Annotated in this window: 18 protein-coding genes; 14 read left to right on the top strand and 4 right to left on the bottom strand. The window is 55.2% G+C overall.

The genetic code is table 11. The features are described from left to right. Positions 1–150: 150 nt before the first annotated feature. Positions 151–1,302, top strand: coding sequence for a lactaldehyde reductase (gene fucO / locus AC1AY0_RS02535; protein WP_476525737.1), 1,152 nt, complete (start codon positions 151–153; stop codon positions 1,300–1,302). A gap of 109 nt (positions 1,303–1,411) precedes the next feature. Here the strand turns inward: fucO and AC1AY0_RS02530 are convergent, their stop codons facing one another. Beyond that, complete coding sequence (locus AC1AY0_RS02530; protein ID WP_476525736.1) at positions 1,412–2,338, bottom strand: glycosyltransferase family 2 protein; 927 nt, start codon at positions 2,336–2,338, stop codon at positions 1,412–1,414. A 215-nt stretch (positions 2,339–2,553) separates the two neighbouring features. On the opposite strand from AC1AY0_RS02530, the gene AC1AY0_RS02525 reads away from it, so the two are divergent. The 12 genes from AC1AY0_RS02525 (at position 2,554) to AC1AY0_RS02470 (ending at position 17,021) form a co-directional block, all read left to right on the top strand. After that, positions 2,554–4,107 (top strand): AI-2E family transporter, encoded by a 1,554-nt coding sequence (locus AC1AY0_RS02525; protein WP_476525944.1) that lies wholly within the window; start codon positions 2,554–2,556, stop codon positions 4,105–4,107. Then, the gene (locus AC1AY0_RS02520; RefSeq protein WP_476525734.1) at positions 4,107–5,330 is read left to right on the top strand and encodes a glycosyltransferase family 2 protein; all 1,224 of its coding nucleotides are present in this window, start codon (positions 4,107–4,109) and stop codon (positions 5,328–5,330) included. Before AC1AY0_RS02525 ends, AC1AY0_RS02520 begins: the two co-directional genes overlap by 1 nt. Before the next feature lie 99 nt (positions 5,331–5,429). Further along, the gene (locus tag AC1AY0_RS02515) at positions 5,430–6,260 is read left to right on the top strand and encodes an ABC transporter ATP-binding protein (protein ID WP_476525942.1); all 831 of its coding nucleotides are present in this window, start codon (positions 5,430–5,432) and stop codon (positions 6,258–6,260) included. Then, positions 6,257–7,921: an ABC transporter permease gene (locus AC1AY0_RS02510; protein WP_476525732.1), complete on the top strand. Its 1,665-nt coding sequence runs from the start codon at positions 6,257–6,259 to the stop codon at positions 7,919–7,921. The genes AC1AY0_RS02515 and AC1AY0_RS02510 overlap by 4 nt, the downstream gene beginning before the upstream one ends. A 26-nt stretch (positions 7,922–7,947) precedes the next feature. Further along, positions 7,948–9,432, top strand: a complete 1,485-nt coding sequence (locus AC1AY0_RS02505) for a D-alanyl-D-alanine carboxypeptidase/D-alanyl-D-alanine-endopeptidase (protein ID WP_476525730.1) — start codon at positions 7,948–7,950, stop codon at positions 9,430–9,432. 8 nt (positions 9,433–9,440) lie between these two features. Then, positions 9,441–10,544, top strand: a complete 1,104-nt coding sequence (gene tilS / locus AC1AY0_RS02500; RefSeq protein WP_476525728.1) for a tRNA lysidine(34) synthetase TilS — start codon at positions 9,441–9,443, stop codon at positions 10,542–10,544. Continuing rightward, entirely contained in the window at positions 10,531–11,094 is a 564-nt protein-coding gene (hpt, locus tag AC1AY0_RS02495; protein WP_476525726.1) for a hypoxanthine phosphoribosyltransferase, read from the top strand. Before tilS ends, hpt begins: the two co-directional genes overlap by 14 nt. Then, positions 11,091–13,190 (top strand): ATP-dependent zinc metalloprotease FtsH, encoded by a 2,100-nt coding sequence (gene ftsH, locus AC1AY0_RS02490; protein WP_476525724.1) that lies wholly within the window; start codon positions 11,091–11,093, stop codon positions 13,188–13,190. Before hpt ends, ftsH begins: the two co-directional genes overlap by 4 nt. Before the next feature lie 94 nt (positions 13,191–13,284). After that, a complete protein-coding gene (gene folE / locus AC1AY0_RS02485) occupies positions 13,285–13,881 on the top strand; it encodes a GTP cyclohydrolase I FolE (protein ID WP_476524512.1) in 597 nt (198 codons plus the stop codon). A gap of 106 nt (positions 13,882–13,987) precedes the next feature. Continuing rightward, complete coding sequence (gene folP / locus AC1AY0_RS02480) at positions 13,988–14,860, top strand: dihydropteroate synthase (RefSeq protein WP_476524513.1); 873 nt, start codon at positions 13,988–13,990, stop codon at positions 14,858–14,860. 101 nt (positions 14,861–14,961) lie between these two features. Further along, on the top strand, positions 14,962–16,443 hold the full coding sequence (folK, locus tag AC1AY0_RS02475; protein ID WP_476524515.1) for a 2-amino-4-hydroxy-6-hydroxymethyldihydropteridine diphosphokinase: 1,482 nt from the start codon (positions 14,962–14,964) through the stop codon (positions 16,441–16,443). A gap of 47 nt (positions 16,444–16,490) precedes the next feature. After that, complete coding sequence (locus AC1AY0_RS02470) at positions 16,491–17,021, top strand: DUF3180 domain-containing protein (RefSeq protein ID WP_476524516.1); 531 nt, start codon at positions 16,491–16,493, stop codon at positions 17,019–17,021. Between the two features lie 76 nt (positions 17,022–17,097). Here the strand turns inward: AC1AY0_RS02470 and AC1AY0_RS02465 are convergent, their stop codons facing one another. Both AC1AY0_RS02465 and ettA read right to left on the bottom strand, forming a co-directional pair. Beyond that, the gene (locus AC1AY0_RS02465) at positions 17,098–18,003 is read right to left on the bottom strand and encodes an acyl-CoA thioesterase (RefSeq protein ID WP_476524517.1); all 906 of its coding nucleotides are present in this window, start codon (positions 18,001–18,003) and stop codon (positions 17,098–17,100) included. A 541-nt stretch (positions 18,004–18,544) separates the two neighbouring features. After that, on the bottom strand, positions 18,545–20,224 hold the full coding sequence (gene ettA / locus AC1AY0_RS02460; RefSeq protein ID WP_476524518.1) for an energy-dependent translational throttle protein EttA: 1,680 nt from the start codon (positions 20,222–20,224) through the stop codon (positions 18,545–18,547). A 309-nt stretch (positions 20,225–20,533) separates the two neighbouring features. On the opposite strand from ettA, the gene AC1AY0_RS02455 reads away from it, so the two are divergent. Beyond that, entirely contained in the window at positions 20,534–22,000 is a 1,467-nt protein-coding gene (locus tag AC1AY0_RS02455; RefSeq protein ID WP_476525723.1) for a DHA2 family efflux MFS transporter permease subunit, read from the top strand. Positions 22,001–22,069: 69 nt separating this feature from the next. Here the strand turns inward: AC1AY0_RS02455 and AC1AY0_RS02450 are convergent, their stop codons facing one another. Further along, complete coding sequence (locus AC1AY0_RS02450) at positions 22,070–23,053, bottom strand: Gfo/Idh/MocA family protein (RefSeq protein ID WP_476524520.1); 984 nt, start codon at positions 23,051–23,053, stop codon at positions 22,070–22,072. Between the last annotated feature and the right edge of the window lie 205 nt (positions 23,054–23,258).

Raw genomic sequence — 23,258 nt, 5'->3', positions numbered from 1 at the left:
ATCTCATCGTTCAGAGAAATGCAAATTGTAAAGTATGTTTTCAGCGTGTTCTCAGGTTAACGCTCACAGACGGCGCTAGACTAAGAAACCGTTAGGTCATTCAATGAACGAATGGCTTGAAACAGGTACGAGCTCAAAAGGAGAGCACCTATGGTCTATCGCATGATTTTCAACCAGACTGCATATTTCGGTCGCGGCGCCATCAAGGAAATCCCCGCTGTCGCTAAGCAGCACGGCTTCACCAAGGCATTTATTGTTACCGATCCGGTTCTGCTGGAAACTGGCACCGCAGAAAAGGTGACCAAGGTTCTGGATGAGGCAGGACTGCCGTACGAGGTCTTCTCCAACGTTAAGCCGAACCCGCCGGTCGAGTGCATCAAGGATGGCGTCGAGAAGTTCGCCGCCTCCGGTGCCGACTTCCTGATTGGCCTGGGTGGCGGCTCCCCGCAGGATACCTGCAAGGGCATCGGCATTATCACCGCCAACCCGGAGTTCTCCGACGTGCTGTCCCTCGAAGGCGTTGCCGACACCAAGAACCCGTCCGTCCCGATCTTCGGCGTGCCGACCACCGCAGGCACCGCATCCGAGACCACCATTAACTACGTGATCACCGACACCGCCAACAAGCGCAAGTTTGTGGCCGTCGATCCTCACGACATCCCGATTGTCGCATTCGTTGATCCTGATCTGACCGACTCCATGCCGCGCGGCCTGAAGGTCGCCACGGGTCTCGACGCTCTGACCCACGCCATCGAAGGCTACATCACCCCTGGCGCTTGGAGCCTGTCTGATTGCCTGTCCATGCAGACCATCCGCATGATTGCCAAGAACCTCGCCAAGTCCGCAAACGGTGACGTTCCGGCCGGCGAGCAGATGGCATACGCTTCCTACATCACCGGTATGGCCTACTCCAACGTCGGCCTCGGCCTGGTGCACGGCATGGCACACCCGCTGGGCGGCCGTCTGGGCGTTGCCCACGGTGTTGCCAACGGCATCCTGCTGGCTCCGGTTATGGAATACAACAAGGACTTCACCGGCGAGAAGTACCGTGACATCGCTGATGCCTTCGGTGTTGAGGACGCCTACACCGGCGATCTCGAGAAGGTTCGCGAAGAGGCTGTTCAGGCCGTGCACAAGCTGACCGTCGACCTGAAGAACCCGACCACGATTTCCGAAGTTGGTGCCACCGAGGCTGATCTGGAGCCGCTCGCTCACGACGCATTCAACGACGTGTGCACTCCGGGCAACCCGCGCAAGGCCACCGAAGAGGACATCCTCGCCATCTACAAGTCGCTGATGTGATGAATCACATGATGCTGCTTATGTAAATACAGTAATGGCCCGCTTCATTCGAGCGGGCCATTACTGGTATCAGAGCACATATGCGCATTCAAACGCGCGCATATGTGCTCTACTTTTCGTGCTTTTCGTCGTACTCCTCATCAGTGGGAGTCTCATCATAGAGCTTCTTGCCTTCAGCCTCGGCAAGTTCCATCTGCTCGTTAATCCAGGCTGCTTCAGCTGGATTGATATCAGCGCTATTCAAAACCTTCTGCCATACCGGATAGAACAGGTGCATTGCCGGATACATAGCGGTGAACAGAATCTCCGGCTTGTGCTTGCGCCAATGCTGCGGATGCGCATTGAACGTGTTCTTGAAGCGGCGCATGTAGGTAAGGAACGAGCTCAGCGACGTATCCATGCGGCGGGCGCTCATCGCAGCAATCATGCGCGGCGAATACACAGTCTTCAAATCCTTGCCCATCAAATGCAGGGAAATATCAATATCCTCATGCATCATATCGGCCTTATCACGGCACACTTCATCCGCAATCTGATGCCAAGCCGAAGCGCGCAACGCCATATTCGAACCGAACAGCAGAGGCTGGCCACCATCGGCACGATAGATGCGCTTGCGCAATGAATTATCGCCACGAAGACCGAAATGACGCGACGGCATATCGTAATACATCACCGGGCCGGTGGCTCCCATGGCCTCGGGATCCTCGGTAAAGATGCCGCTGACAACCTCCACCCAATCCGGTCGAATCATGCAATCGGCATCAAAACGGCCCAACACATCGCCAGTGGCATGGTTCAGCCCGAAATTGCGAGTAGGAATCAATCCTTGTTCATCATCCTGATGCAGCAGCTTGACTGGAGCTTCGGGATGCTCGGCAATGAACTGTTCCACGATTTCGCATGTGTTGTCAGTGGAGCGGTTATCCACCACGAGCACTTCATGTGGCATGATGGTTTGCCGAGTAGCGTTCAGCAGGCAATCGCGAATACGTTCGGCTTCGTTCCATGCTGGGATGATGATCGAAACGGTAAGCATGACTTCAAGAATAGGAAAGCGGGTGTACGCCGAGCCGATATCCAGCTGATATTCAACTGATGTTCAACTATCCAGTCAGTAGCCAGACAGTGACCAGACAGTCGCATTGGCGATGTTGGATTTCAGCGATACACCCAATACCATTTACGGCTAGAGCAAAGCCAACATCGAACCAGTCGCTACAATGGGGAGCCATGAGCGAAAGCGCGCGTACCATGAATGCATTCGGCTCCGGTAGCAATGAGGGCAATACCTCTCAGTCCGTCAGCCAGTCCCCAGACGAGAACCGTATCGATTTAGGATCATTATTCCCCGCACACGGAGACCCTCGCAGACCACCGGAATGGTTCGGACGCGCATTACTATATGTGGCCATCGCCATTGTTGTGTTCAGCTTCTGCTGGCGCTCGTGGGGCCAGATCTCCTACCTGGTGCTGGACATTATTATCTCGCTGTTCCTAGCGCTCGCCATTGAACCGTTGGTGGTGGCGCTGGTGGAACATGGCTGGAAGCGCGGAGTGGCATCAGCAGTGGGCCTTGTGGGTCTTGCCATCATCATCTGCGTACTCTTGACCCTGTTCGGCAACATGTTTGTTTCCCAGATGATCGCCATGGTCAGCGGATTGCCGGCCATGTACGATCAGATTCGTGATTTCGTCGGCCAGTACAGTAGTTTTGAGCTGCCGGAAATCAATAGTCTCGGTTCGGAAATTCTCAATAATATTCAAACCTCATGGGTTACCGACTTTGCTGGTACTGCCATGAGCACTGTGGGCGGATTACTGAGCTTCCTGCTGGATCTGATGACCGTAGTGATGACCACTTACTATATTTCCGCAGCTGGTCCAAAACTGCGCCGTTCATTCTGCCGTTGGCTGGCCCCGAACACACAGCGTCGATTCCTACTGGTGTGGACTGTGGCTCAGGATCAGATTTCCTCCTTCCTGTTCTCGCGCTCGATTCTGGCGTTGATTAATGCCGCATGCACGGCAATATTCCTCGAAGTGCTGCAAGTGCCATACTGGTTGCCGCTAGCCCTGTTCTGCGGTGTGGTTTCCCAGTTCATTCCTACTGTGGGTACGTATATCGGCGGTGCGCTGCCGGTGCTGTTCGCCTGGGGTAACCGCGGTTGGACCTATGCGCTTGCTGTGCTGGTATTCATCATCATCTACCAGCAGATCGAAAACCTGATTCTTTCCCCGAAGATTTCCCAGCGCACTATGGACATCAATGCAGCATTGGCCTTCCTCGCCGTGCTCGCGTTCGGCTCGCTGTTCGGCGCTTTGGGCGCCTTCCTTGCTTTGCCGGTCACTGCTTCGATTCAGGTGATTTTCCGCGCTTACACCAGACGGTACGAACTGGTTGACTCGCCACTGATGTATGACCCGGTGCCGGAGAAGAAATCCAAGATCGTCGAGGCATCTGAAGCGTTCGGTGAACACGTGCTGCATCCGATTGGCGAACATGTGCCGCGTGCCGCCAAGGGCTCCACCAAGAAGGTGCCTATGGATGAGGAGCTGCGTAGACTGCAACAGGAACTGTATGCCATCGAACAGGGCGGTCCGCTGCCTCCGGACGATGAGGATTCTGCGACTGTGGCCATTCCGAAGCATGTGCTGTCCGGCAAAACCGAGAAGGGATTGCGCGGCACCGAGGAAGCTGAAGAGGACGCTAAAGAGCCAGAAACTACTGAAGCAGTCGACAAGAACGACAAGAATACGGAAGACGATTCAACTGTATCGAGCAATCCGAGAGCGGGGTGGCGCTAATGACACTGCTTACCGTACTTGATGTACTGCTATTCATCGTAGGCGGCGCAGGCATGGTGTATCAAGGCGTCTGCATTGTGATGTCCCTGTTCGCCAAGCCTGTGCGATTCCCGGAAGCCCCCATGACCAATCGGTATGCCGTGCTGATTTCCGCCCGAAATGAGGAGAACGTTATCGGCAACCTCATTGATTCGATTCGTGCACAAACCTACCCATCTGAATTGATTGATATCTGGTTGGTGGCAGACAATTGCACGGATAATACCGCCGACGTAGTACGCGCTCGCGGCTGCCATGTGCTGGAACGCCATAATATGGAGCAGGTCGGTAAAGGTTATGCTCTGACCTATCTGCTCGGCCATATGCTCGACACTGGCGTAGCCGATGATTACGATGCGTACTTTGTCTTCGACGCTGATAACAAGCTCGATAAGCATTACTTCGAAGAAATGAACAAGGGCTTCTGCGCCGGCTTCAAGATTCTGACCAGCTACCGCAATTCAGTCAATCTTGCCGACAATTGGGTCTCTTCCGGCTCTGCCTTGTGGTTCATTCGTGAATCACGATTCCTTTCGAATTCCCGCATGATTCTGGGCTCCTCCTGCCATGTGGGTGGCACGGGCTTCATGTTCTCCCGCGAAGTGATGAAGCGTAACAGTGGCTGGAAATTCCATCTGCTCACCGAGGATCTTGAATTCACGATGGATTCGATTCTGCACGGCGACCGCATCGGATACTGCGGTAACGCAATTCTCTACGATGAGCAGCCGGTCACTTTCGCCCAAAGTTGGCGTCAGCGTTTGCGTTGGAGCAAGGGATTCCTGCAAGTGTTCCGCTACTATGGACCGGCTTTATTGAAGCGAGCTGTTCGCGAACGTGATTTCTCCTGCATTGACTTCACGCTGATGCTTTGCCCGTTCACCGTGCTGGGTGTGGCGCGCGTTCTGTTGGGCGTGCTGTTTGCGGCTTTTGGCTTCGTCAGCTGGGCAAGCCAATGGCAGTCGCTGGTGGGATGGTCGAACGGCATTATCACGTCCGTGCTTGGTCTGATGGCGCTCGCCGCATTAACCATTATTGTGGAACGCGGTCAAATTGGTGCTTCGAATAAGGAGCTGCTTGCATATGTGCTGAGCTTCCCGATTTATATGCTCAGCTATGTGCCGATTTCCTTCCAGGCGATTTTCGCCAAGGCTCAGTGGAAGCCGATTACCCACAAAGGTTGATACTGCTGAATATTCCTGGGTTTGCTGTGCTCGTAGGCTAGAGTTAAGACTATGAGCACAGACACTCCCCAAGGAAATGTCAATTTTTCGCCGGTTCCGATGCCGCAGCCGGTTCAACCGCACTATGCACCGCAGCAAATACCGCCGAACCCTGAGGCTGCGGTATCGATACGAGGATTGTTCAAACGATTCGGCAACAAAATTGCTGTCAATGGCCTATCGCTGGATATTCCAGTGGGCTCGTTCTACGGGTTGGTAGGGCCGAACGGTGCCGGCAAAACCACCACGCTGAATATGGTGACCGGCCTACTCACCCCGGATGCTGGTCTTGCCATGATTCTGGGTCGAAACGTATGGCAAGACGTTAACGCGATCAAACGCTCTATTGGCGTTATGCCGCAACCCGATCAGATTTTCGACCGCCTCACCGGGCTTCAACTGCTGGTATATGCCGGCATGCTGCGCGGCATGAAGCGTGTGGAAGCCACAGCTCGTGCCCATGATCTCCTCGCCGCCTTCGATTTGCAGGGTGCTGCCAGCACGATGGTCACCGATTATTCAGCCGGCATGACCAAAAAGATTTGCTTGGCTTCAGCTATGATTCACAGCCCCCGCATTCTGGTACTGGACGAGCCTTTTGAATCCGTCGATCCGGTATCCAGCGCCAATCTCAAAGACATCCTTATCGAATATGCACAAACTGGCGGCACGGTTATCATCTCCTCGCATGTGATGGCACTGGTCGAGAAAATGTGCACGCATGTGGCCGTAATCAATAACGGGCAGGTATGTGCCGCGGGAACAGTTGAACAAGTGGCTGCCGGTGAAGACCTGGAAGATCGTTTCCTCCAACTGGTTGGCGGTCGCCATGAGGCAGCGCACTTGGCCTGGCTGGATGGCGGAGCTGACAACGGAAAGGTCAGCGTATGAGTACCGCATTAATTCTGGTACGACTGCGATGGGCGCTGACCTGGGCTACACTGCGCAGATCGGTATGGCAGACTGTTGGCTATGTGATTGCGATTATTATTGCTGCCGCTACTGTAATCAGTGTAGGCATGGGTGCCTGGTTCATTGGCGGCTTGGACCGTGCCGTTGAGCAGGGTCTGCTTCCTGCCGACTATGGCCATTTCGCGTTCGTGCGAAGCTTGACCATTATTGTGGGCGCTGTTGTCACTTTTATGGCGGCTTTCATCCAACTGATGATGCTCGGCGATGGCTCCACCATGAGCCCTAAGAAATTCGCGTTGTACGGCATCCCGGACCGCACCTTGCAACTAGGCCTGCTGCTCTCAGGTATGTCGGGTCTGCCGGCCATAACCGGCGTGCTTTCGTTATGGCTGTGGACGTTATCCTACAGGCATATGGGATTCGCCGCCGTCGCCGTATCAGTGATATCGGCCGTGCTCGCCGTGTTCACCATGATCAGTCTGTCGAAATTACTGATTTCACTGTGCACCACATTGGTCACCTCCAAGCGCGGCAAAGCCTTGTTCTACATCGTCACATTGCTGGTATTCATAGTTCTATGCCAGATGCCGAGTCTGGTACTCAGCTCCGATGCTCTATATTCAGCCAGTCTGGCAGAACGTGGAACCGGCATTGCGATGCTAGCCACCGTGGTGTCTTGGACTCCGTTTGGAGCGGCGTTCCAACTGCCGTTCGATGCAGCCACTGGAAACATACTGGCATTGGCCGGGCACCTTGTTGTGTTGGCGGTCACGTGGGCATTGTGCTTTGCCGGATGCACGTGGTGCTTGCGGCATGAACGGACCATTGCCGGTGCCGCGTCTCGCACAGTCACCATTGCTGGTCTTGGTGCCTTCAAGCACATGCCGGATTCCGTGTCCGGTGCAATATCAGCTCGACTGATCACCTATCTCAAGCGTGATCCGCGCCAAGCAATGCTGTTCATCATGCCGGTGCTGTTCGTCGTACTGTTTGCTGTGCAGTCACGTGGTGAAAGTCTGGCTATATGGCCGTCGTTGATCACGGCTGGCTGGTTGCTCGCCATCGCGGAAAGCAATGGCATCGCCTATGACGGTCGCGGATTCACTATGCAGGTGATTGCCGGCGTTCGCGGCGTGCAAGACAGAATCGGACGCGTGCGCATCTATGCAATCATTGCGCTGACATACCTTATTGTGCTGGGCGTTGTGCTCATGATTGCTACCGGTGACTGGTCTCATCCCATACGCCGCATGGTGGCGCTGCTGTTCTGGGCACTTGGTATTGCTGTGGCACTGTGCGGTATTGGTTTGGCTGAGGTGACGTCCACGATACTGATGTATCCGGTACCTTCCATGGATAAGCCGTTCTCTTCTCCGCAAGGCCGCGCTATGGCACAGGGATTCTTCCCATTCATCTATTTGTTCGGAACATTCCTGCTGCTGATTCCCACCGGTATTGTGGCTCTGGTGCTGTTCCTTACCGGCATGTTGAGCGCAATGTTCTGGCTATTGATTCCGGTTACGTTGATTAATGGTGTCGGCATGTTGATATTGGGGACATGGCTGGGCGGTAAGCTAATGGATGCGCGAATGCTGTCGATTGTTAGCACTCTTGATTCATTCGCATCATTGCAGCATTAGCAAACGTCATCAGGGAGAGTACCTTCATGGTTTCCAAGGCGAGGCCCGGCAACCGCCAGTACACGTCACTGAATCGAATTCGCGCTGGACGTCGACTCACAGTGGCGCTTTCCTCGATTATCACGGTCGCATTGTTTGCGGGCTACTGCATAGCAGATATCGCTGATGTTGTTCCCGGACTGCTTACATTGAAGCCGGTCGCGGAAGTCAGCTTTCCCGATGCTCAACAAGCCAAAGCTGGCGGCACCATTGTTGCCCAGCTGGATCGCAGCAAAACCATCGATTCATCACAGGCTGGAAACCTGATGAATGAGCTGCTGTCCGCTGAAGGTGTCGGGCAGGATGTATCGGTGGTTATTGAAGACGCGCAAGGCCATGTTGCCGCGGAACATGAGGCGGATACCCCGCGCGAACCGGCGTCGACGATGAAAACCCTTACTGCGCTCGCCGCATCCACCAAGCTCAACATGGCCGCAACATTAGATACGCAGACCTTCATCGATTTCAATGACAACGGCACTGTGGTAACGCTAAAAGGCAACGGCGATATGCTGCTGTCTGCCGGCCAATCCGATCCCGACCACATCAACGGACGAGCTGGTCTGGCAACATTGGCTCAAGCCACGGCTGCAGCCCTTGCCCAGCGCGGTATTAGTAGCATCGCCCTCCATTATGACGACACGCTATTCGGAGATCAGCGCATTCCACAAGGCTTGTCTGATGGTTCCGCAGTACTTGGCGCATACACCATGTATTACACGCCCATCTCATCCATGGCGATTGATGGCGGACGCCAATACAGCGATGCCAACCCAGCGCCGAGTAATCCCGATGAGCCAATCGGCTACCCTGAACTTTCCCAACATACAGCAATCGATACCGCCGAACAGTTTGTGCAATTAATGCAAGCTAATGGCATAACCGTGGAAGGCGAACCGGTGGCTGCTGCCGTTCCCAGCGGAGTGAGCGCAGTCGCGTCAGTCAGCTCTGCGACGCTTGCGGAAGTGCTCGCCTATACGCTGCGTCATTCTGACAATACGTTGGCTGAAGAATTTGGCCGACTCGTAGCACTTGCCGATAGCAATCCGTCGAATGATCCGCAAGGTGCCGCTCGAGCAGTACGCACACAATTGGAATCATTAGGACTGAACACAGTCGGTCTCACGATGGCCGATTGCTCAGGCCTGTCACCAGGGTCACAGCTGACCGTGCGCACGCTGGCCGCAGTACAGCAACATAACCTGAGCGAAAGCAGCGGAGCAGCGGCAGCGGAAGGACTGTCTATTACTGGTTTGACCGGCACGGCAGCAAACCGCTACACCGATGACAAGGTAGCTGGCCTGATTCGTGTGAAAACCGGAAGCCTCGAACAGGTAACTTCCATGGCCGGCAACATTTCCCGAACCAATGGGGGAGCCTTGGCCTTTGCAGTAGTAGTCAATAATCCCGCTGATTATGAGGCTGCTCGCACTGCTATCAATATGTTTATTACCAAACTTGCCGATTTGTAAGGATTCCTATGGTGTATTCACCTCGACTGCGCAAAGCGGTAGGCGCGGTGCGTGCGTCATTGGCGAGTATTGGATTGGAGCGTCAGTCTCCTGAATTTGCGCGGCATGGCGAACATAAGCCGTTGCCAGACGCACCTCTGGTGCTAGTCGCCTGCTCGGGCGGTCGTGATTCGACGGCTTTGGCTGCGGTCAGCCAGATCGTATGCGCATCTCTGGGAGTGCGTTGCGGAGCCGTTGTTGTGGATCATCAACTCCAGCCAGGTTCCAGCCAGGTTGCTGAAGAGACAGCTGAACGCTGCCGCAAACTGGGCCTCGAGCCGGTACTAGTTCGTACAGCTGACGTGCATGATGGGGGAGAAGGGCTGGAAGCTGCTGCTCGATCAGCGCGATACCGCCAACTGTGTGATGCGGCACATGAGCAGCAAGCCGACTGTGTATTGCTGGCGCACACGATTGATGATCAGGCTGAAACCGTGCTTATTGGACTGCTGCGCGGGCATGGTCTTGACATGGCTGCCGGTATGCCGCCAGTAACCGTTCGAGACAACGTACGTTTTGTGCGCCCGCTGTTGAACCTGACCCGTGCGGACACCACGGGCATCTGCGAGGATCTCAACCTTGCATATTGGGATGATCCAACCAATGGCGAGGGTTGGGAAGGTCCACTGCCAAGCAATTACCCGCTGCGATCGCGGATCAGGCATGATCTGTTGCCTGCTATCGCGCAGTTTGCCGGCGCTGATGTGGCACGTCATCTTGCAGACAGTGCACGATTCATGCAAATAGACAAGGCGTATCTTGACGAGCAGGCTGATGCGGTGAAAGCTGAGGCAGTAACTCTTACTGCTGATGCCGCAACTTCGCGCGATATGACAGTTGCGATTAACGCTCTCCTTTTGGAGAACGAGCCCGCTGCGATTCGCCTGCGCGTACTGGCTCATGCGTTCAGCGAAGCGGGAATCGAAGCCAGTGCTGCACAAGTCGAAGCCGTTGACCGTTTGATTACTGATTGGCATGGCCAGTCAGCTGTGTATCTTCCCAGTGGATATTCAGCGAACCGCAAGAAACACGTCATTCGCGTGTGCCAAGATAGAGCGCATGCGAATCGCTGACGTTAAGGAAGATATTGACCACGAGCTGGTCAGCAGGGAACAGATCGATGCCAAAATTCAGGAGATGGCTGCGCGGGTAAGCGATGATTATCGCGATAAGAATCCGCTGGTCGTCGCAGTGCTGAAGGGTGCCGTGAACACGCTAGTGGCGTTTACCGAAGCCTTGAGCATCCCAGTACAAATTGATTTCATGAGCTTGTCCAGTTATGGCGCTGGAACCAAGTCCAGCGGTACTGTGACAGTTCGCCAGGATTTGTCTGCCGATGTTCGCGGCCGGCACATTTTAATTGTGGAAGATATTATCGATTCAGGGCGTACGCTCGCATGGCTCGTTGACGAACTGAAGCGTCGCGGTGCCGCTTCCGTGGAAGTATTCGCACTGCTGAACAAGCCTTCTCGCCGAGAAGTGGACGTGGATGTGAAGTACCCGGGCTATGAGATTCCGGACGAATTCGTTGTAGGCTTCGGCCTCGATTATAACGAGCATTACCGCAATCTCGAATCGATTGCGGTACTGAAGCCGTCCGTTTACCAAGGAGAACAAGCATGACCTTCCCCCAGGGTCCTGGGCAGGGCAACGGAAACAATCCGAACCCGAATAACCGTAATAACGGCAACCCATTTACTAATCCGTTCAATCGTGGCGATAACGGCAACAAGAAGAACGGCGGCAACAATGAGAACCGCCCATTCTGGCAGTCGCCGTGGTTGTGGGGCGCGGTGCTGGTGGTTATGGCTGTGCTGATGTTCCAGATGTTCACCACCGGTGCAACCAAAACCATCGACACCAAGGACGGCTTCGCGCTGATCAAGCAGGGCAAAGCCACCTATGCAGAAATCACCGATAACAAGCAAGTGGTGCGTCTTGAGCTGAAGGATGACTTCACCAAGAAGAATCCGGATACTGGCAAGACCACCAACTATGGCAAGGACGTGCAGTTCTACTACACCTTCGCCCAAGGTGCACAGGTAGCCAAGGCTGTGGAAGACGGTGATTTGGAGAAGGGCTGGACCTCGAATATCGAGCAAACCAGCATGATCAGCTATCTGATCACCTCCATTGTGCCGTTCCTTATCTTCTTTGCACTGTTCTGGTGGCTGATGAGCCGCATGGGCGGTGCAGGCGGCATGCTGGGCATGGGCGGCAAGAAGAACAACGGCAAGCTGCTCGAAGGCCAGACGCCTACCACCAAGTTCTCCGATGTGGCTGGCGAAGATGAAGCGCTCGCCGAAGTGGAGGAAATCAAGGACTTCTTGAAGGATCCGTCCAAGTACAAGGCGCTGGGCGCTCGCATTCCTCGCGGTGTGCTGCTGTACGGCCCTCCTGGAACTGGTAAGACGCTGCTGGCTCGCGCTATCGCAGGCGAGGCTGGCGTGCCGTTCTACGCTATGGCTGGTTCCGACTTCGTTGAGATGTTCGTGGGCCTTGGTGCTTCCCGTGTGCGTGACCTGTTCGATGAGGCCAAGAAGAACGCTCCTGCCATCATCTTCATTGATGAGATTGATGCTGTGGGCCGCAAGCGTGGCTCCGGTATGGGCGGTGGCCATGATGAACGCGAGCAGACGCTGAACCAGCTGCTGGTGGAGATGGATGGTTTCGATAACGACACCAACCTCATCATCATCGCTGCAACCAACCGTCCTGATGTGCTCGATCCGGCACTGCTGCGTCCTGGTCGATTCGATCGCCAGGTGGGTGTGGCCGCTCCTGATCTGGAAGGCCGCGAGGCAATCCTGAAGGTTCACGCCAAGGGCAAGCCGTTCGTGCCTGATGTGGATCTGCACATGGTGGCCGTACGCACGCCGGGCTTCACCGGTGCTGATTTGGCCAACGTGCTGAACGAAGCCGCTTTGCTGTGCGCTCGTGCTGGTGCTCAGCTGATCGACAACCGCGCTATCGATGAGGCCATCGACCGTGTTCAGGCTGGTCCTCGCCGCAAGTCCAAGGGCATGGCTCTGGATGAGTTGCGCAACACCGCATATCACGAAGGTGGTCATGCACTGGTTGCCGCAGCCCTGCACAACACCGATCCGGTGACCAAGGTGACGATTCTGCCGCGTGGCCGTGCTTTGGGCTACACCGCTGTGATGCCGACTTCGGATCGTTATTCGCAGTCCCGCAACCAGCTGCTCGATCAAATGGCATACGCCATGGGTGGCCGTACCGCAGAGGAAATCGTGTTCCACGATCCGACCACTGGTGCTTCCAACGATATTGAGAAGGCCACGAATATCGCTCGCACGATGGTGACTCAGTATGGCTTCTCGAAGCAGCTTGGTGCCATCAAGTGGGCTGATGACGAAGATCAGAGCGGTGATTTGGGCAGCCTTGCTCCGCACAACTACTCGAACCGCACTGCTGAGATCATTGATGAAGAAGTGCTCCAGCTGGTGGAAACCGCACACACTGAAGCATGGAACATCATCAACGACAACCGTGAAATTCTCGATGAGCTCGTTCGCCAGCTTCTGGTGAAGGAAACGCTGAACGAGAAGGAACTCGCGGAGATCTTCGCTCCAATTAAGAAGGCTCCGGAACGTCAGGTGTGGCTGTCTAACGATCGTCGTCCTGATTCCGATAAACCGCCGGTGGAAATCCCCGAAAGCCTGAAGCGCTCCGTGGGCATGAAACCTGAAGACAAGTAAAGCACCTTGTAATGCAGTAACAAGCCCGCAGTCTAACCTGTCTTGCAGGATAGGCTGTGGGCTTACTCATTGAGACAACGTGGATGGAGAAGATATGACCGAGGAATCGACAGGCATCGAGCGCGCCGCTCAGTACGATGAGGAAGGTGTGCGCCAAGCCGTCCGCTTGTTCTTGAAATCCATTGGCGAAGATCCGGAACGTGAGGGACTGGTGGAAACGCCGGATCGTATTGCCCGAGCCTGCAAGGAATTGTTCTCCGGCTTGCACTCTTCCCCGGCTGATGTGCTGGAAAAGCACTTCGATGTCGATACCGATGAGCTGGTGCTAGTGAAGGACATTGAACTATATTCCGTCTGCGAACACCATCTGCTGCCGTTCCACGGCGTTGCGCATGTGGGCTATATTCCGGCCAAAGATGGCGTGATGGGTTTAAGCAAGCTGGCACGACTTGTTGAAGTATATGCTCGCCGCCCGCAAGTGCAGGAACGCTTGACGCAGCAGATTGCCGACGCCTTGGTGGAGTATGCGGGTGCCCGTGGCGTAATTGTGGTAACCGAATGTGAGCACCTGTGCATGTCGATGCGTGGCATCAAAAAGTCTTCCGCCCGCACGGTGACTTCTGCAGTGCGCGGATTGCTCCGCAATCCCGCCACCCGCGCCGAAGCCATGAGCTTGATTCTGGATAAATGACCATAGTCTCGGCCCCATCTGACGAGGGGGCTCCCGGCCGTAGGCCGGGTGGGGGAGAGACTCATCATAAGAAATGGCTCCCGCCAGCGGGAGTGAAAGGGGAACGATGACCGATTTGCAAGCGCTACATGACGCGCCACACACGCTAGTAATGGGCGTGCTCAATATCACCGAGGACTCCTTCTCGGATGGCGGCCTCTGGCTCGATCCGGATAAGGCAGCCCAGCATGGCCGTGACATGATGGAAGCCGGCGCCGACATCATTGACATCGGTGCCGAATCCACAAGGCCTGGCGCTAAGCGCGTATCCGAGGAAGACGAACTGTACCGCATCACAGGAGCGGTAAACGCTCTGATTCCGGCAGGAGCTGTGCTTTCCATCGATACCACGCGTGCTTCAGTGGCTGCTGCCGCGCTTCAAGGCGGGGCTCAAATCATCAATGACGTTTCCGGTGGCACATTGGACGTCGAGCTGCCGCATGTGGTCGCTGATCACGACTGTCTGTATATCGTGCAGCATTGGCGTGGCTGGTTGGCTGGTTCCAAGGGTGCCAACCCTGATCAGGACACGTCCGTGTACGAACATGGCGTATTGACTGATGTGCATGATGAACTGATGCGGCAAGTGGATGGGGTGCTTGCTGCAGGCGTCAAACCAGAACGCATCATTATTGATCCGGGTCTGGGATTCTCCAAGCCGGGCATCGAACATAACATGCCGCTGTTGGCTGGTCTCGATACTTTCCGCGCTACCGGATACCCAGTGCTGATTGGTCAGTCTCGCAAGCGTTTCATCTCAGCCATGCTTGCCGATAACGGTATTGCCGAGCCCACAATGGCGCAGCGTGACGATGTGACTGCAGCACTTTCCGCATTGAGTGCCGAACATGGCGCATGGGCTGTGCGCGTACACGATGTTGCCAAGAGCCGTGCAGCAGTCATCGCCGGCAACCTGTGGCGCGATTACACCGCACAGTAACTGGTTGGAGGCGTTGGGTTGAGGGATATGATGCAGGACCCCTCAACCCAACGGCGGTCAGCTCCAAGGAGACGAACCGCGGAAGACGATAGGAGTCAATCATGGACATAATTCGACTGACTGGCGTGAGCGCCAACGGTACTCACGGCGTGCTTGATTTCGAACATCAACGTGCACAGCCGTTCATCGTGGATGCCACGCTGTACCTTGATTTGTTCGCGGCTGGGCAGTCCGATGCCCTGAACGATACCGTTGATTACGGTCGTGTGGCCAAAGATATTGTGGCGGTTATTGAAGGCGAGCACGTCGACCTGATTGAAAAGCTGGCACAGCGTATTGCCGAGCGCATTCTCGCTGTTCCCGCCATCGCCAAGGTTGATGTCACAGTGCATAAGCCGCACGCACCGATCACCGTACCGTTTGCTGATGTTGCCGTTTCCATCACTCGTGTGCGCGACGCACAAGGTGCTGTAGTTCCACTGTCGGATGCAGCAGCGGGGGAGCAGAGCCGTGAAATTGGCCGGAATACTCAGAATGCTGTGCATCAGGCGGTAATAGCACTTGGCGGCAATGTAGGAGATGTGGAATCCACGTTGCGTGCCGCAGTGCGTGAAATGGATGGTTTGCCGGGCACTCAGGTTGCTGGTATTTCGCCGCTGTATCGCACAGCTGCGTGGGGTATGGCTGAGGGCACTCCGGACTTTCTGAACGCAGTGGTGGAACTGGAAACCACGCTTGGCAGTCATGAATTATTGGATGCGTTGCAGGGCATTGAACGTGCTCATGGTCGTAATCGAGAAAATCATTGGGATTCCCGCCCTCTTGACCTTGACATTATCGATTTTGATGGCGTTACCAGCGCGGATCCTGACCTGTCTTTGCCACATCCGCGTGCATGGCAGCGAGCATTCGTGCTTGCCCCATGGCTGGCGTTGAATCCTTCTGCACGACTTGCTGGTGCACATGGTGGATTGGTTTCCGATTTGCTGGCTGCCGCCGCCGATCGGGACGCCGTGCAATTGGCTAGCGAGGATTGGATGCTCGGTGGTCGCGCGGACAATGCAGTCGCTCAAGAATCTTCGGTTACTGCCAACGCTCCTGCCGAGACTGCGCCAATTTCGCGCAAGGCTGTGATTTCCATGGATTCCACCGCGCAGGAGGCCGAGCGACTGTTTCGCGAATCCATCGTCTCTATAGACAGCGTTCCCGGCAACCAAGTGCAGGGTATTTCGCCGCTGTACCATGTGAGTCATTTTGATGGTCCAGATGCATTGAGCGCAGTCATTCAGATTGAAACCAAGCTGCCAGCCGCTGATGTGATTGCCGTGCTCGGCAGTATTGAAACAGCGCATGACGGGCGCATCGATCTTGATTTGGTGGACATGGATGGTGTGACTTCGGATACGCCGACATGCCGAGTACCGTGGCCAAGCGCTAAGGAGCATGCGTCTGTGCTGGCTCCTTGGATGGATATGGATCCGGAAGCTACTCTGGGTTCAGAGCCGGTATCGTTCCTTTTGGCTATGGCACCGGATGCTGGCCAGGTGGGAATGCTGTCTGATAATTGGATTATGGGCGAGTGACGCTGCATATGCTGGCGTTAAGTGAAGCGTAAACAAGGAGCGTGGGCGTGAAAGTACGTCGAACACCGTGGTGGCAGTATGCAATTGGTGCCGCGCTGGGATTGTTGGCCGGTATGGGGCTTGCATCCTATGGCGAACAGTCAGGATTGTCGCTGATCGGCACCCCTTGGGTGGTTGCTGGTCTGCTCGCCATACTGGGATTGATTGTGCTGATATTGGCGCTTCAGGTGCATAAGTATGCCAATACCGACCCCAAGAAGCGTCCACATAGCTTTATTAACCCGACCATCGCAGTGAATACGCTGGTGCTGTCCAAAGCACTGGGATTGGCCGGTGCCACGCTTGCTGGATGGTATGCGGGGCAGATTCTGATGAGCGTCAGTCATTTTGAAGCGCCGTTCTACCATGATGCGATTATCGAGTGCGCAGTCACCGCAGTGATTTGCATTGCAGACATGATTATCGGCATCATCGGCGAATGGCTTTGCCAATTGCCGCCAAACGAAGGCCCAGAGAATCCTAAGATGGCCGAGGCCAAGCGCCGTCAAGGCGTGGCCCAGGCCTATCGCAAGCAGTAATTACCTTTATTGGCTCCCCTCAAGAGAGGGGAGCTGTCGAACATAGTGAGACTGAGGGGAGCCCCAGTGTGTTACCTCACTGCTGAGGTACGCGAACCATAGCCTCCTGTGAGATCACAGCGACCAATTCGCCATCCTGTGAATACACTTTCGCGGTGCCGAGGCCGCGGCCATGCGCGGCAATCGGCGTATCCTGCACATACAAATGCCATTCATTGATATCGATATCGCGATACCACCACATCGAATGATCAATGGACGCGTAGGAAATACCCGGAGTGGAAATCGACAGTCCAGCGCGGCGTAGTACTGGCTCCATCATGAGCTGATCGCAGCCGAGAGCCAACAGCGCACGATGCATCACCTGCGGTACCTCGGCATGACCATCAGCGCGCATCCATACCATCTGCTTACCGGAATCATGCTGAGCGGAATCTTTATCAGCCTTAAGCATCACCGTTGGGGTGATATGGCGAATATCAAACGGAGATTTTTCCGCATAATAATTGGCGAACGGTGATTTCTCGGCAAACGGTTCCATTAGTTTCTTCGCCGAGGTCAGCGTTTCCGGATCGGGAAGATTCTCCGGCATCGGGTCGGCGAATTCCACGCCTTCCTGACCGGTTTCCTGGAAGGAAGCGATGGCGGTCAATATCGAGCCTTCAGCCTGCGTGACGTTTACCCGGCGAGCGGAGAATGAACGTCCGTCGCGCAAGGTTTCCACATCGAACAGCAGATCCTGGCGAATATCGCCGGCCGCAATGAAGTAGCCATGAATGGAGTGCGGCAGGCGGGAAGCTGGCACGGTTTTGGAAGCGGCAATTACCGATTGGGCGATGACTTGGCCGCCATATACGCGACCGGTGGGGAAGAACATGCTTTCGCCGTTGATATAGGTGTGATTGCGGTAGGCGGAAGGTTCGCCTAACTGCAACACCTTCACCAGATGGTCCAATGGAGTGACGGTGGCTGCTTGCGTCATGGCGTTCCTCGATTCAGATAGCGGTCGTATTGCGATACTGCTTGGCAGTTTACGCATAGGGGATTAAGAGTCATGGCAGCATGATGTAACGAGCCTGTGAGGAAGGTTAATTACCGGTTAGATATGGTCATGTTCCACAATGCGGTCCCGATTGTGGCCGCATATGTTTCTTTATTCCCGCGTCCCATTGATTTCCCTGCCGTTACCCTTACTGACTGTCGGTTTTCCAACATTGACTGTAGGGAATCTGACACTGACTGTCGGGGAACCAACACTGACTGTAGGTTTTACGACGAAAAACGTCGGTTTCCCTACAGTCAGTGTCAGGTTTCCTACAGTCAATGTTGGTTCTCCTACAGTCAGTGTTGGAAAACCGACAGTCAATAAAACCGATGACAGTCAAGGGGGATTGTGGAAGGGATTGTGGGAGGATTGTGGGAGGGAATTGTGCCCGTGCTGAGGGCATGAAACGGCCTACGGTAATAATGAAGGCCGTCATCGCAGAACGATGACGGCCTTGCAAGGCTAATTACGGAATGAATCAGCCACGCACAAGCTTCTTGTGCAGACGGTGCGGACGAGCAGCGTCCTCACCGAGACGAGCCACACGGTTCTCCTGATAGGCCTGGAAGTTGCCTTCGAACCAGTACCACTTGGCCGGGTTCTCATCGTCGCCTTCCCAAGCGAGGATGTGGGTGGCCACGCGGTCGAGGAACCAACGATCGTGGGAGATTACCACAGCGCAGCCCGGGAAGCCGAGCAGTGCGTTTTCGAGGCTTTCCAGGGTCTCCACATCCAAATCGTTGGTGGGCTCGTCGAGGAGCAGCAGGTTGCCGCCCTGCTTCAAGGTCAAGGCCAGGTTCAGACGGTTGCGCTCACCACCGGAGAGTACGCCGGTGAGCTTCTGCTGATCGGAACCCTTGAAGCCGAAGCTGGCCACGTAGGCACGGGTCGGCACTTCCACGCCAGCCACCTCAATGAAGTCGAGGCCACCGGAAACGGCTTCCCACAGGTTCTTGTTCGGGTCGAGGCCTTCGCGGTTCTGATCCACGTAGCTGATCTTGACGGTATCGCCGATCTTCAGTTCGCCACTGGTGAGCGGTTCCAAGCCAACGATGGTCTTGAACAGGGTGGACTTACCCACACCGTTCGGGCCGATCACACCCACAATGCCGTTACGCGGCAGGGTGAAGGAAAGATCGTCGATAAGCACGCGGTCGCCGAATGCCTTGTGAATATGGTTGGCTTCGAGCACCATCGAACCCAGACGCGGGCCGGCCGGAATCTGAATCTCGGAGAAGTCGAGCTTCTTGTTGTTACGTGCCTCCTGCTCCATCTGGTCGTAACGCTCCAGACGAGCCTTGTTCTTGGCCTGACGGGCCTTGGGGGAGGAACGCACCCAGTCGAGTTCGTCCTTGAGGCGCTTGGCCAGCTTGGCGTCCTTGGCACCCTGGATTTCCATACGCTTGGCCTTGGTCTCCAGGTAGGTGGAGTAATTGCCCTTGTACGGGTACAGGTGGCCGCGGTCGACCTCGCAGATCCACTCGGCCACGTTGTCCATGAAGTAACGATCGTGGGTGACGGCGATGACGGCACCCTTGTACTGGTGCAGGAACTGTTCCAGCCACAGGATGGACTCAGCATCCAAGTGGTTGGTGGGCTCGTCGAGGAGCAGCAGATCGGGGGCTTCGAGCAGCAGCTTGCACAGTGCCACACGGCGGCGTTCACCACCGGAGCACACGTTCACCGGAGTGTCCGGGTCCGGGCACTGCAGAGCATCCATAGCCTGCTCGAGCTGGGAATCGAGATCCCAACCGTTGGCGGCATCAATCTCGGTCTGGAGCTTACCCATCTCCTCCATCAGGGAGTCGAAGTCAGCATCCGGGTTGGCCATCTCTTCGCCGATTTCGTTGAAGCGAGCGACCTTCTCCGCAATCGGGCCGAATGCCATCTTGATGTTCTCGCCCACGGTCTTGGTATCGTCCAGCGGCGGCTCCTGCTGCAGGATGCCCACGGTAAAGCCCGGAGTCAGCGTGGCTTCACCGTTGCTCACGGTCTCCAGGCCGGCCATGATCTTGAGCAGGGTGGACTTACCCATACCGTTGGGGCCCACCACGCCGATCTTCGCGCCCGGCAGGAAGCTCAGGGTCACGTCATCAAGAATCACGCGGTCGCCGAATGCCTTGCGTGCCTTGATCATCTGGAATACGAATTCTGCCATTGGTGCAGTTGCTCCTTAGAAAGGTTGGAATTTCGCCGTTTCTAGTCTTGTCGTGTTGTCTGATCGGAGCACGGGCATCCGGTGCGTTGCAGCATAACTCGTGATGCTTCCGTGAGATTTCGGCGTACTGGCCCAAGCGGTGCTCTGCCTGTCCACATTACGATCGAATCCCCGTCAAACTACCGCCCACCATGCTATCGGAAGGGCTGGAATGCTGCGGCGCGCGGCGATGCATGTAGTTTCGCGAAACATTTGGCGATAGGATATCCAATTGTTTGATATACAACAATCTAAGGCGAACGGAGTCCAATGAACGAACGCAGTGCGTCCGAACAGTTGCCTGATGGTGGTAAGCAGCCAGTGCAGTCAAAGCTGGTTATCGCAGTGGTTTCCTTGGCGATACTCACGTTTTTGGGGATTCTTTCGGAAACATCGCTGAACATTGCATACTCCACGTTGATGCAGGAGTTTGCAATCGATGCCTCCGTAGTGCAGTGGCTGACCACTGGTTATTTGCTATTGCTGTCCGTTGCGATTCCAGCCTCTCCATTCATGGTGCGTCGCTTTGCCACGAAAGCGCTGTTTGTCGCCGCAGTGGCGATTTTCACTGCCGGCACAGTGCTCGGTGCATTTGCCGTCAACTTCCCGATGCTGCTCGCCGCACGATTGGTGATGGCATTAGGCACAGGTATTTCGCTGCCGCTGATCACCAACATTATTCTCGAGAAAGCGCCGCTTGAGCAGCGAGGAGCCATGCTCGGCATTGTGAGCCTCGTGACCTGTGCCGCTCCTGCCATTGGCCCGGTGTTCGGTGGCATTGTTATGGAATACGCCAATTGGCATTGGATTTTCTATACGATGCTGCCATTCCTGGTTGTATCGTTCCTGCTTGGCATGGCTACAGTGCCGGAAATCCGCCATCCTGGCGATAAAGAACAGGCGAGCATCAGCGTGCCATCGTTGCTTTTGGCTGCTGTTGGATTGTCCGCATTGATTGTGGCAGTAAGCTTCTTCGCCAGTTGGAATGGCGATTGGCGATTCTGGCTGGTGCTTGCTGTGAGCGTAGCTGTGCTCGCAGTATTTGTGATTGTGCAGCTGAAGATGAGCAAGCCGCTCGTGGAAGTTCGCGTATTCACCTATTCAGGATTCTCGCTTGGCATGCTCATTCTGCTGATGGCTTCCGGTGGAGTATTGGGCTTGAACTTCCTGCTGCCTATTCTGCTGCAACGCGGATTTGCAATGAGCAGTTTGGCGGCAGCTTTGACTCTACTGCCGGGCGCTGTGGTCGGTGCGATTTCAGCACCGTTGATCGGCAATTCACTGAAGAATCATTTTCCGCCAAAGTTTATTGTGATTGGTTTTATTGTGGTCACGGTAATGGATGCGGTATTTATCATCGCGACCGGCAATATATGGCTGATTGCCGTGGCGTACGCAGTATTCATGGCGTTCTCCGGCTTTGTGCTGGTGCCTGATCAGACGCACGCATTGAATCAGCTGCCGCGCCAATTGAATGCTGATGGTTCGGCAGTAATGAACACTGTGCAGCAGATGGCCGGCGCAATCGGTACTGCTGTGGCCAGTACATTGATTACTGAATTTGCGGCGGCGCGAAGTGCTGCTGGAGATAACGCAGCCAATGCTTATGTGCACGCATTCTCACAAAGTATGTGGGTGATTGGTGCTATGGCCATCGTTGGCGTACTGCTTGCCTCGCTGATGTTCCGTTACTCCACGCGCCGGCCGCCGGAATTGACGGAAGTGACGCCGCAATAAAAAAGTGGACAGCGCGCTTCTCTTTGATGAGGAGCGCGCTGTCCACTATTTCATAAGAAAACGGAAACGTTAATCCTGCTCTTCTTCCGGATAGGTCAGGCCCCACTGGGCGCGGCGAATCAGCGTCATCATGTCCATCACGTCACGCGTGTAGTCAAGATGCATGATGCTGCGGTCGCCGGCGATAGCGGCCTCCATATCGGCCACCTCATACGCCAGTGCCTTAGCGGTTTCTCCGGCCTCGATTACCTCGGTATGGCCGTCCTCTACATACGTGATGGTGGCGCGCTCGCCGCGAGGGTAATCGTAGATTTCCACATATCCCTTATCGAACGACATAGTGCCACGCTTCGGTTGCTTGGCGTGCAGCGACAGTGTGACCGTAGCCATCTGACCGTCCGGATTGGTCAGCAGAATGCCGGCCTGCTCATCTACTCCGGTGGGTGCCAGCTTGACTTGGGAAAGAATCTGATTCGGTGTGGAGCTCATGAACCAGCGCACGAAGGAAAGCGCGTAAACGCCGATATCCAGCATGGCGCCACCGGCAAGATTGCGGTTGAAGAAGCGGTTCGCCATGTCGTACTCCTTATAGGAGCCGAAGTTCATCTGAATCAGCTTCAGGTCGCCGAGCTTGCCTGAGCTAATAACCTCGTTGAGCTTCTTATACAGCGGCATGTGGTACAGCGTCATTGCCTCGGCGAGCACCACATTATTCGCGGCGGCGAGGGCAACGGCCTCGTTCAGCTCCTCGCTGTTCAACGTGATGGATTTCTCGCACAGCACATGCTTGCCCAAGCCAAGTGCTTTGCGCAGGAATTCAATATGCGTGTTATGCGGGGTGGAAATGTAGATGACATCCACGTTCGGGTCGTCGAACACGTCATCAATAGTGTCGTACACCTTGCCGATTCCGTATTTCTCAGCGAAAGCAACACCCTTATCGTGGGTTCGGTTCGCCACCGAATACAGTTTTCGACCTTCGCCCTCCAATGCCTGTTCGAGTTGGTTGGCGATGACACCGCATCCTAGCGTAGCCCAATTAAGTTCACGCACGATCGTCTCCTTCTACCTCATGGAGGGTTTGAGATTCAGCATACATTCAGCATATTGTCGAGGCATGTATTGTGGCATGTCGTTGTGGTGTGTCTGGACAGAGTGGTGATTGTTGCCGCAAATGGCAGATTATGGCGCGACACGCCGAGAGTTGGCGTACGGGGCGTTCTTCTGTAATATATCCACTCGTGCTTCATTGCGAAAC

This window comes from Bifidobacterium sp. LH_416 (genome assembly GCF_056357055.1).
This window is presented reverse-complemented; position numbering and strand designations above follow the sequence as displayed.

What these genes read in the sequence shown, in the direction of transcription:
- fucO (WP_476525737.1), top strand. Translation starts at nt 151, where the DNA reads ATGGTCTATCGCATGATTTTCAACCAGACTGCATATTTCGGTCGCGGC.
- AC1AY0_RS02530 (WP_476525736.1), bottom strand. Translation starts at nt 2,338, where the DNA reads ATGCTTACCGTTTCGATCATCATCCCAGCATGGAACGAAGCCGAACGT.
- AC1AY0_RS02525 (WP_476525944.1), top strand. Translation starts at nt 2,554, where the DNA reads ATGAATGCATTCGGCTCCGGTAGCAATGAGGGCAATACCTCTCAGTCC.
- AC1AY0_RS02520 (WP_476525734.1), top strand. Translation starts at nt 4,107, where the DNA reads ATGACACTGCTTACCGTACTTGATGTACTGCTATTCATCGTAGGCGGC.
- AC1AY0_RS02515 (WP_476525942.1), top strand. Translation starts at nt 5,430, where the DNA reads ATGCCGCAGCCGGTTCAACCGCACTATGCACCGCAGCAAATACCGCCG.
- AC1AY0_RS02510 (WP_476525732.1), top strand. Translation starts at nt 6,257, where the DNA reads ATGAGTACCGCATTAATTCTGGTACGACTGCGATGGGCGCTGACCTGG.
- AC1AY0_RS02505 (WP_476525730.1), top strand. Translation starts at nt 7,948, where the DNA reads ATGGTTTCCAAGGCGAGGCCCGGCAACCGCCAGTACACGTCACTGAAT.
- tilS (WP_476525728.1), top strand. Translation starts at nt 9,441, where the DNA reads ATGGTGTATTCACCTCGACTGCGCAAAGCGGTAGGCGCGGTGCGTGCG.
- hpt (WP_476525726.1), top strand. Translation starts at nt 10,531, where the DNA reads ATGCGAATCGCTGACGTTAAGGAAGATATTGACCACGAGCTGGTCAGC.
- ftsH (WP_476525724.1), top strand. Translation starts at nt 11,091, where the DNA reads ATGACCTTCCCCCAGGGTCCTGGGCAGGGCAACGGAAACAATCCGAAC.
- folE (WP_476524512.1), top strand. Translation starts at nt 13,285, where the DNA reads ATGACCGAGGAATCGACAGGCATCGAGCGCGCCGCTCAGTACGATGAG.
- folP (WP_476524513.1), top strand. Translation starts at nt 13,988, where the DNA reads ATGACCGATTTGCAAGCGCTACATGACGCGCCACACACGCTAGTAATG.
- folK (WP_476524515.1), top strand. Translation starts at nt 14,962, where the DNA reads ATGGACATAATTCGACTGACTGGCGTGAGCGCCAACGGTACTCACGGC.
- AC1AY0_RS02465 (WP_476524517.1), bottom strand. Translation starts at nt 18,003, where the DNA reads ATGACGCAAGCAGCCACCGTCACTCCATTGGACCATCTGGTGAAGGTG.
- ettA (WP_476524518.1), bottom strand. Translation starts at nt 20,224, where the DNA reads ATGGCAGAATTCGTATTCCAGATGATCAAGGCACGCAAGGCATTCGGC.
- AC1AY0_RS02455 (WP_476525723.1), top strand. Translation starts at nt 20,534, where the DNA reads ATGAACGAACGCAGTGCGTCCGAACAGTTGCCTGATGGTGGTAAGCAG.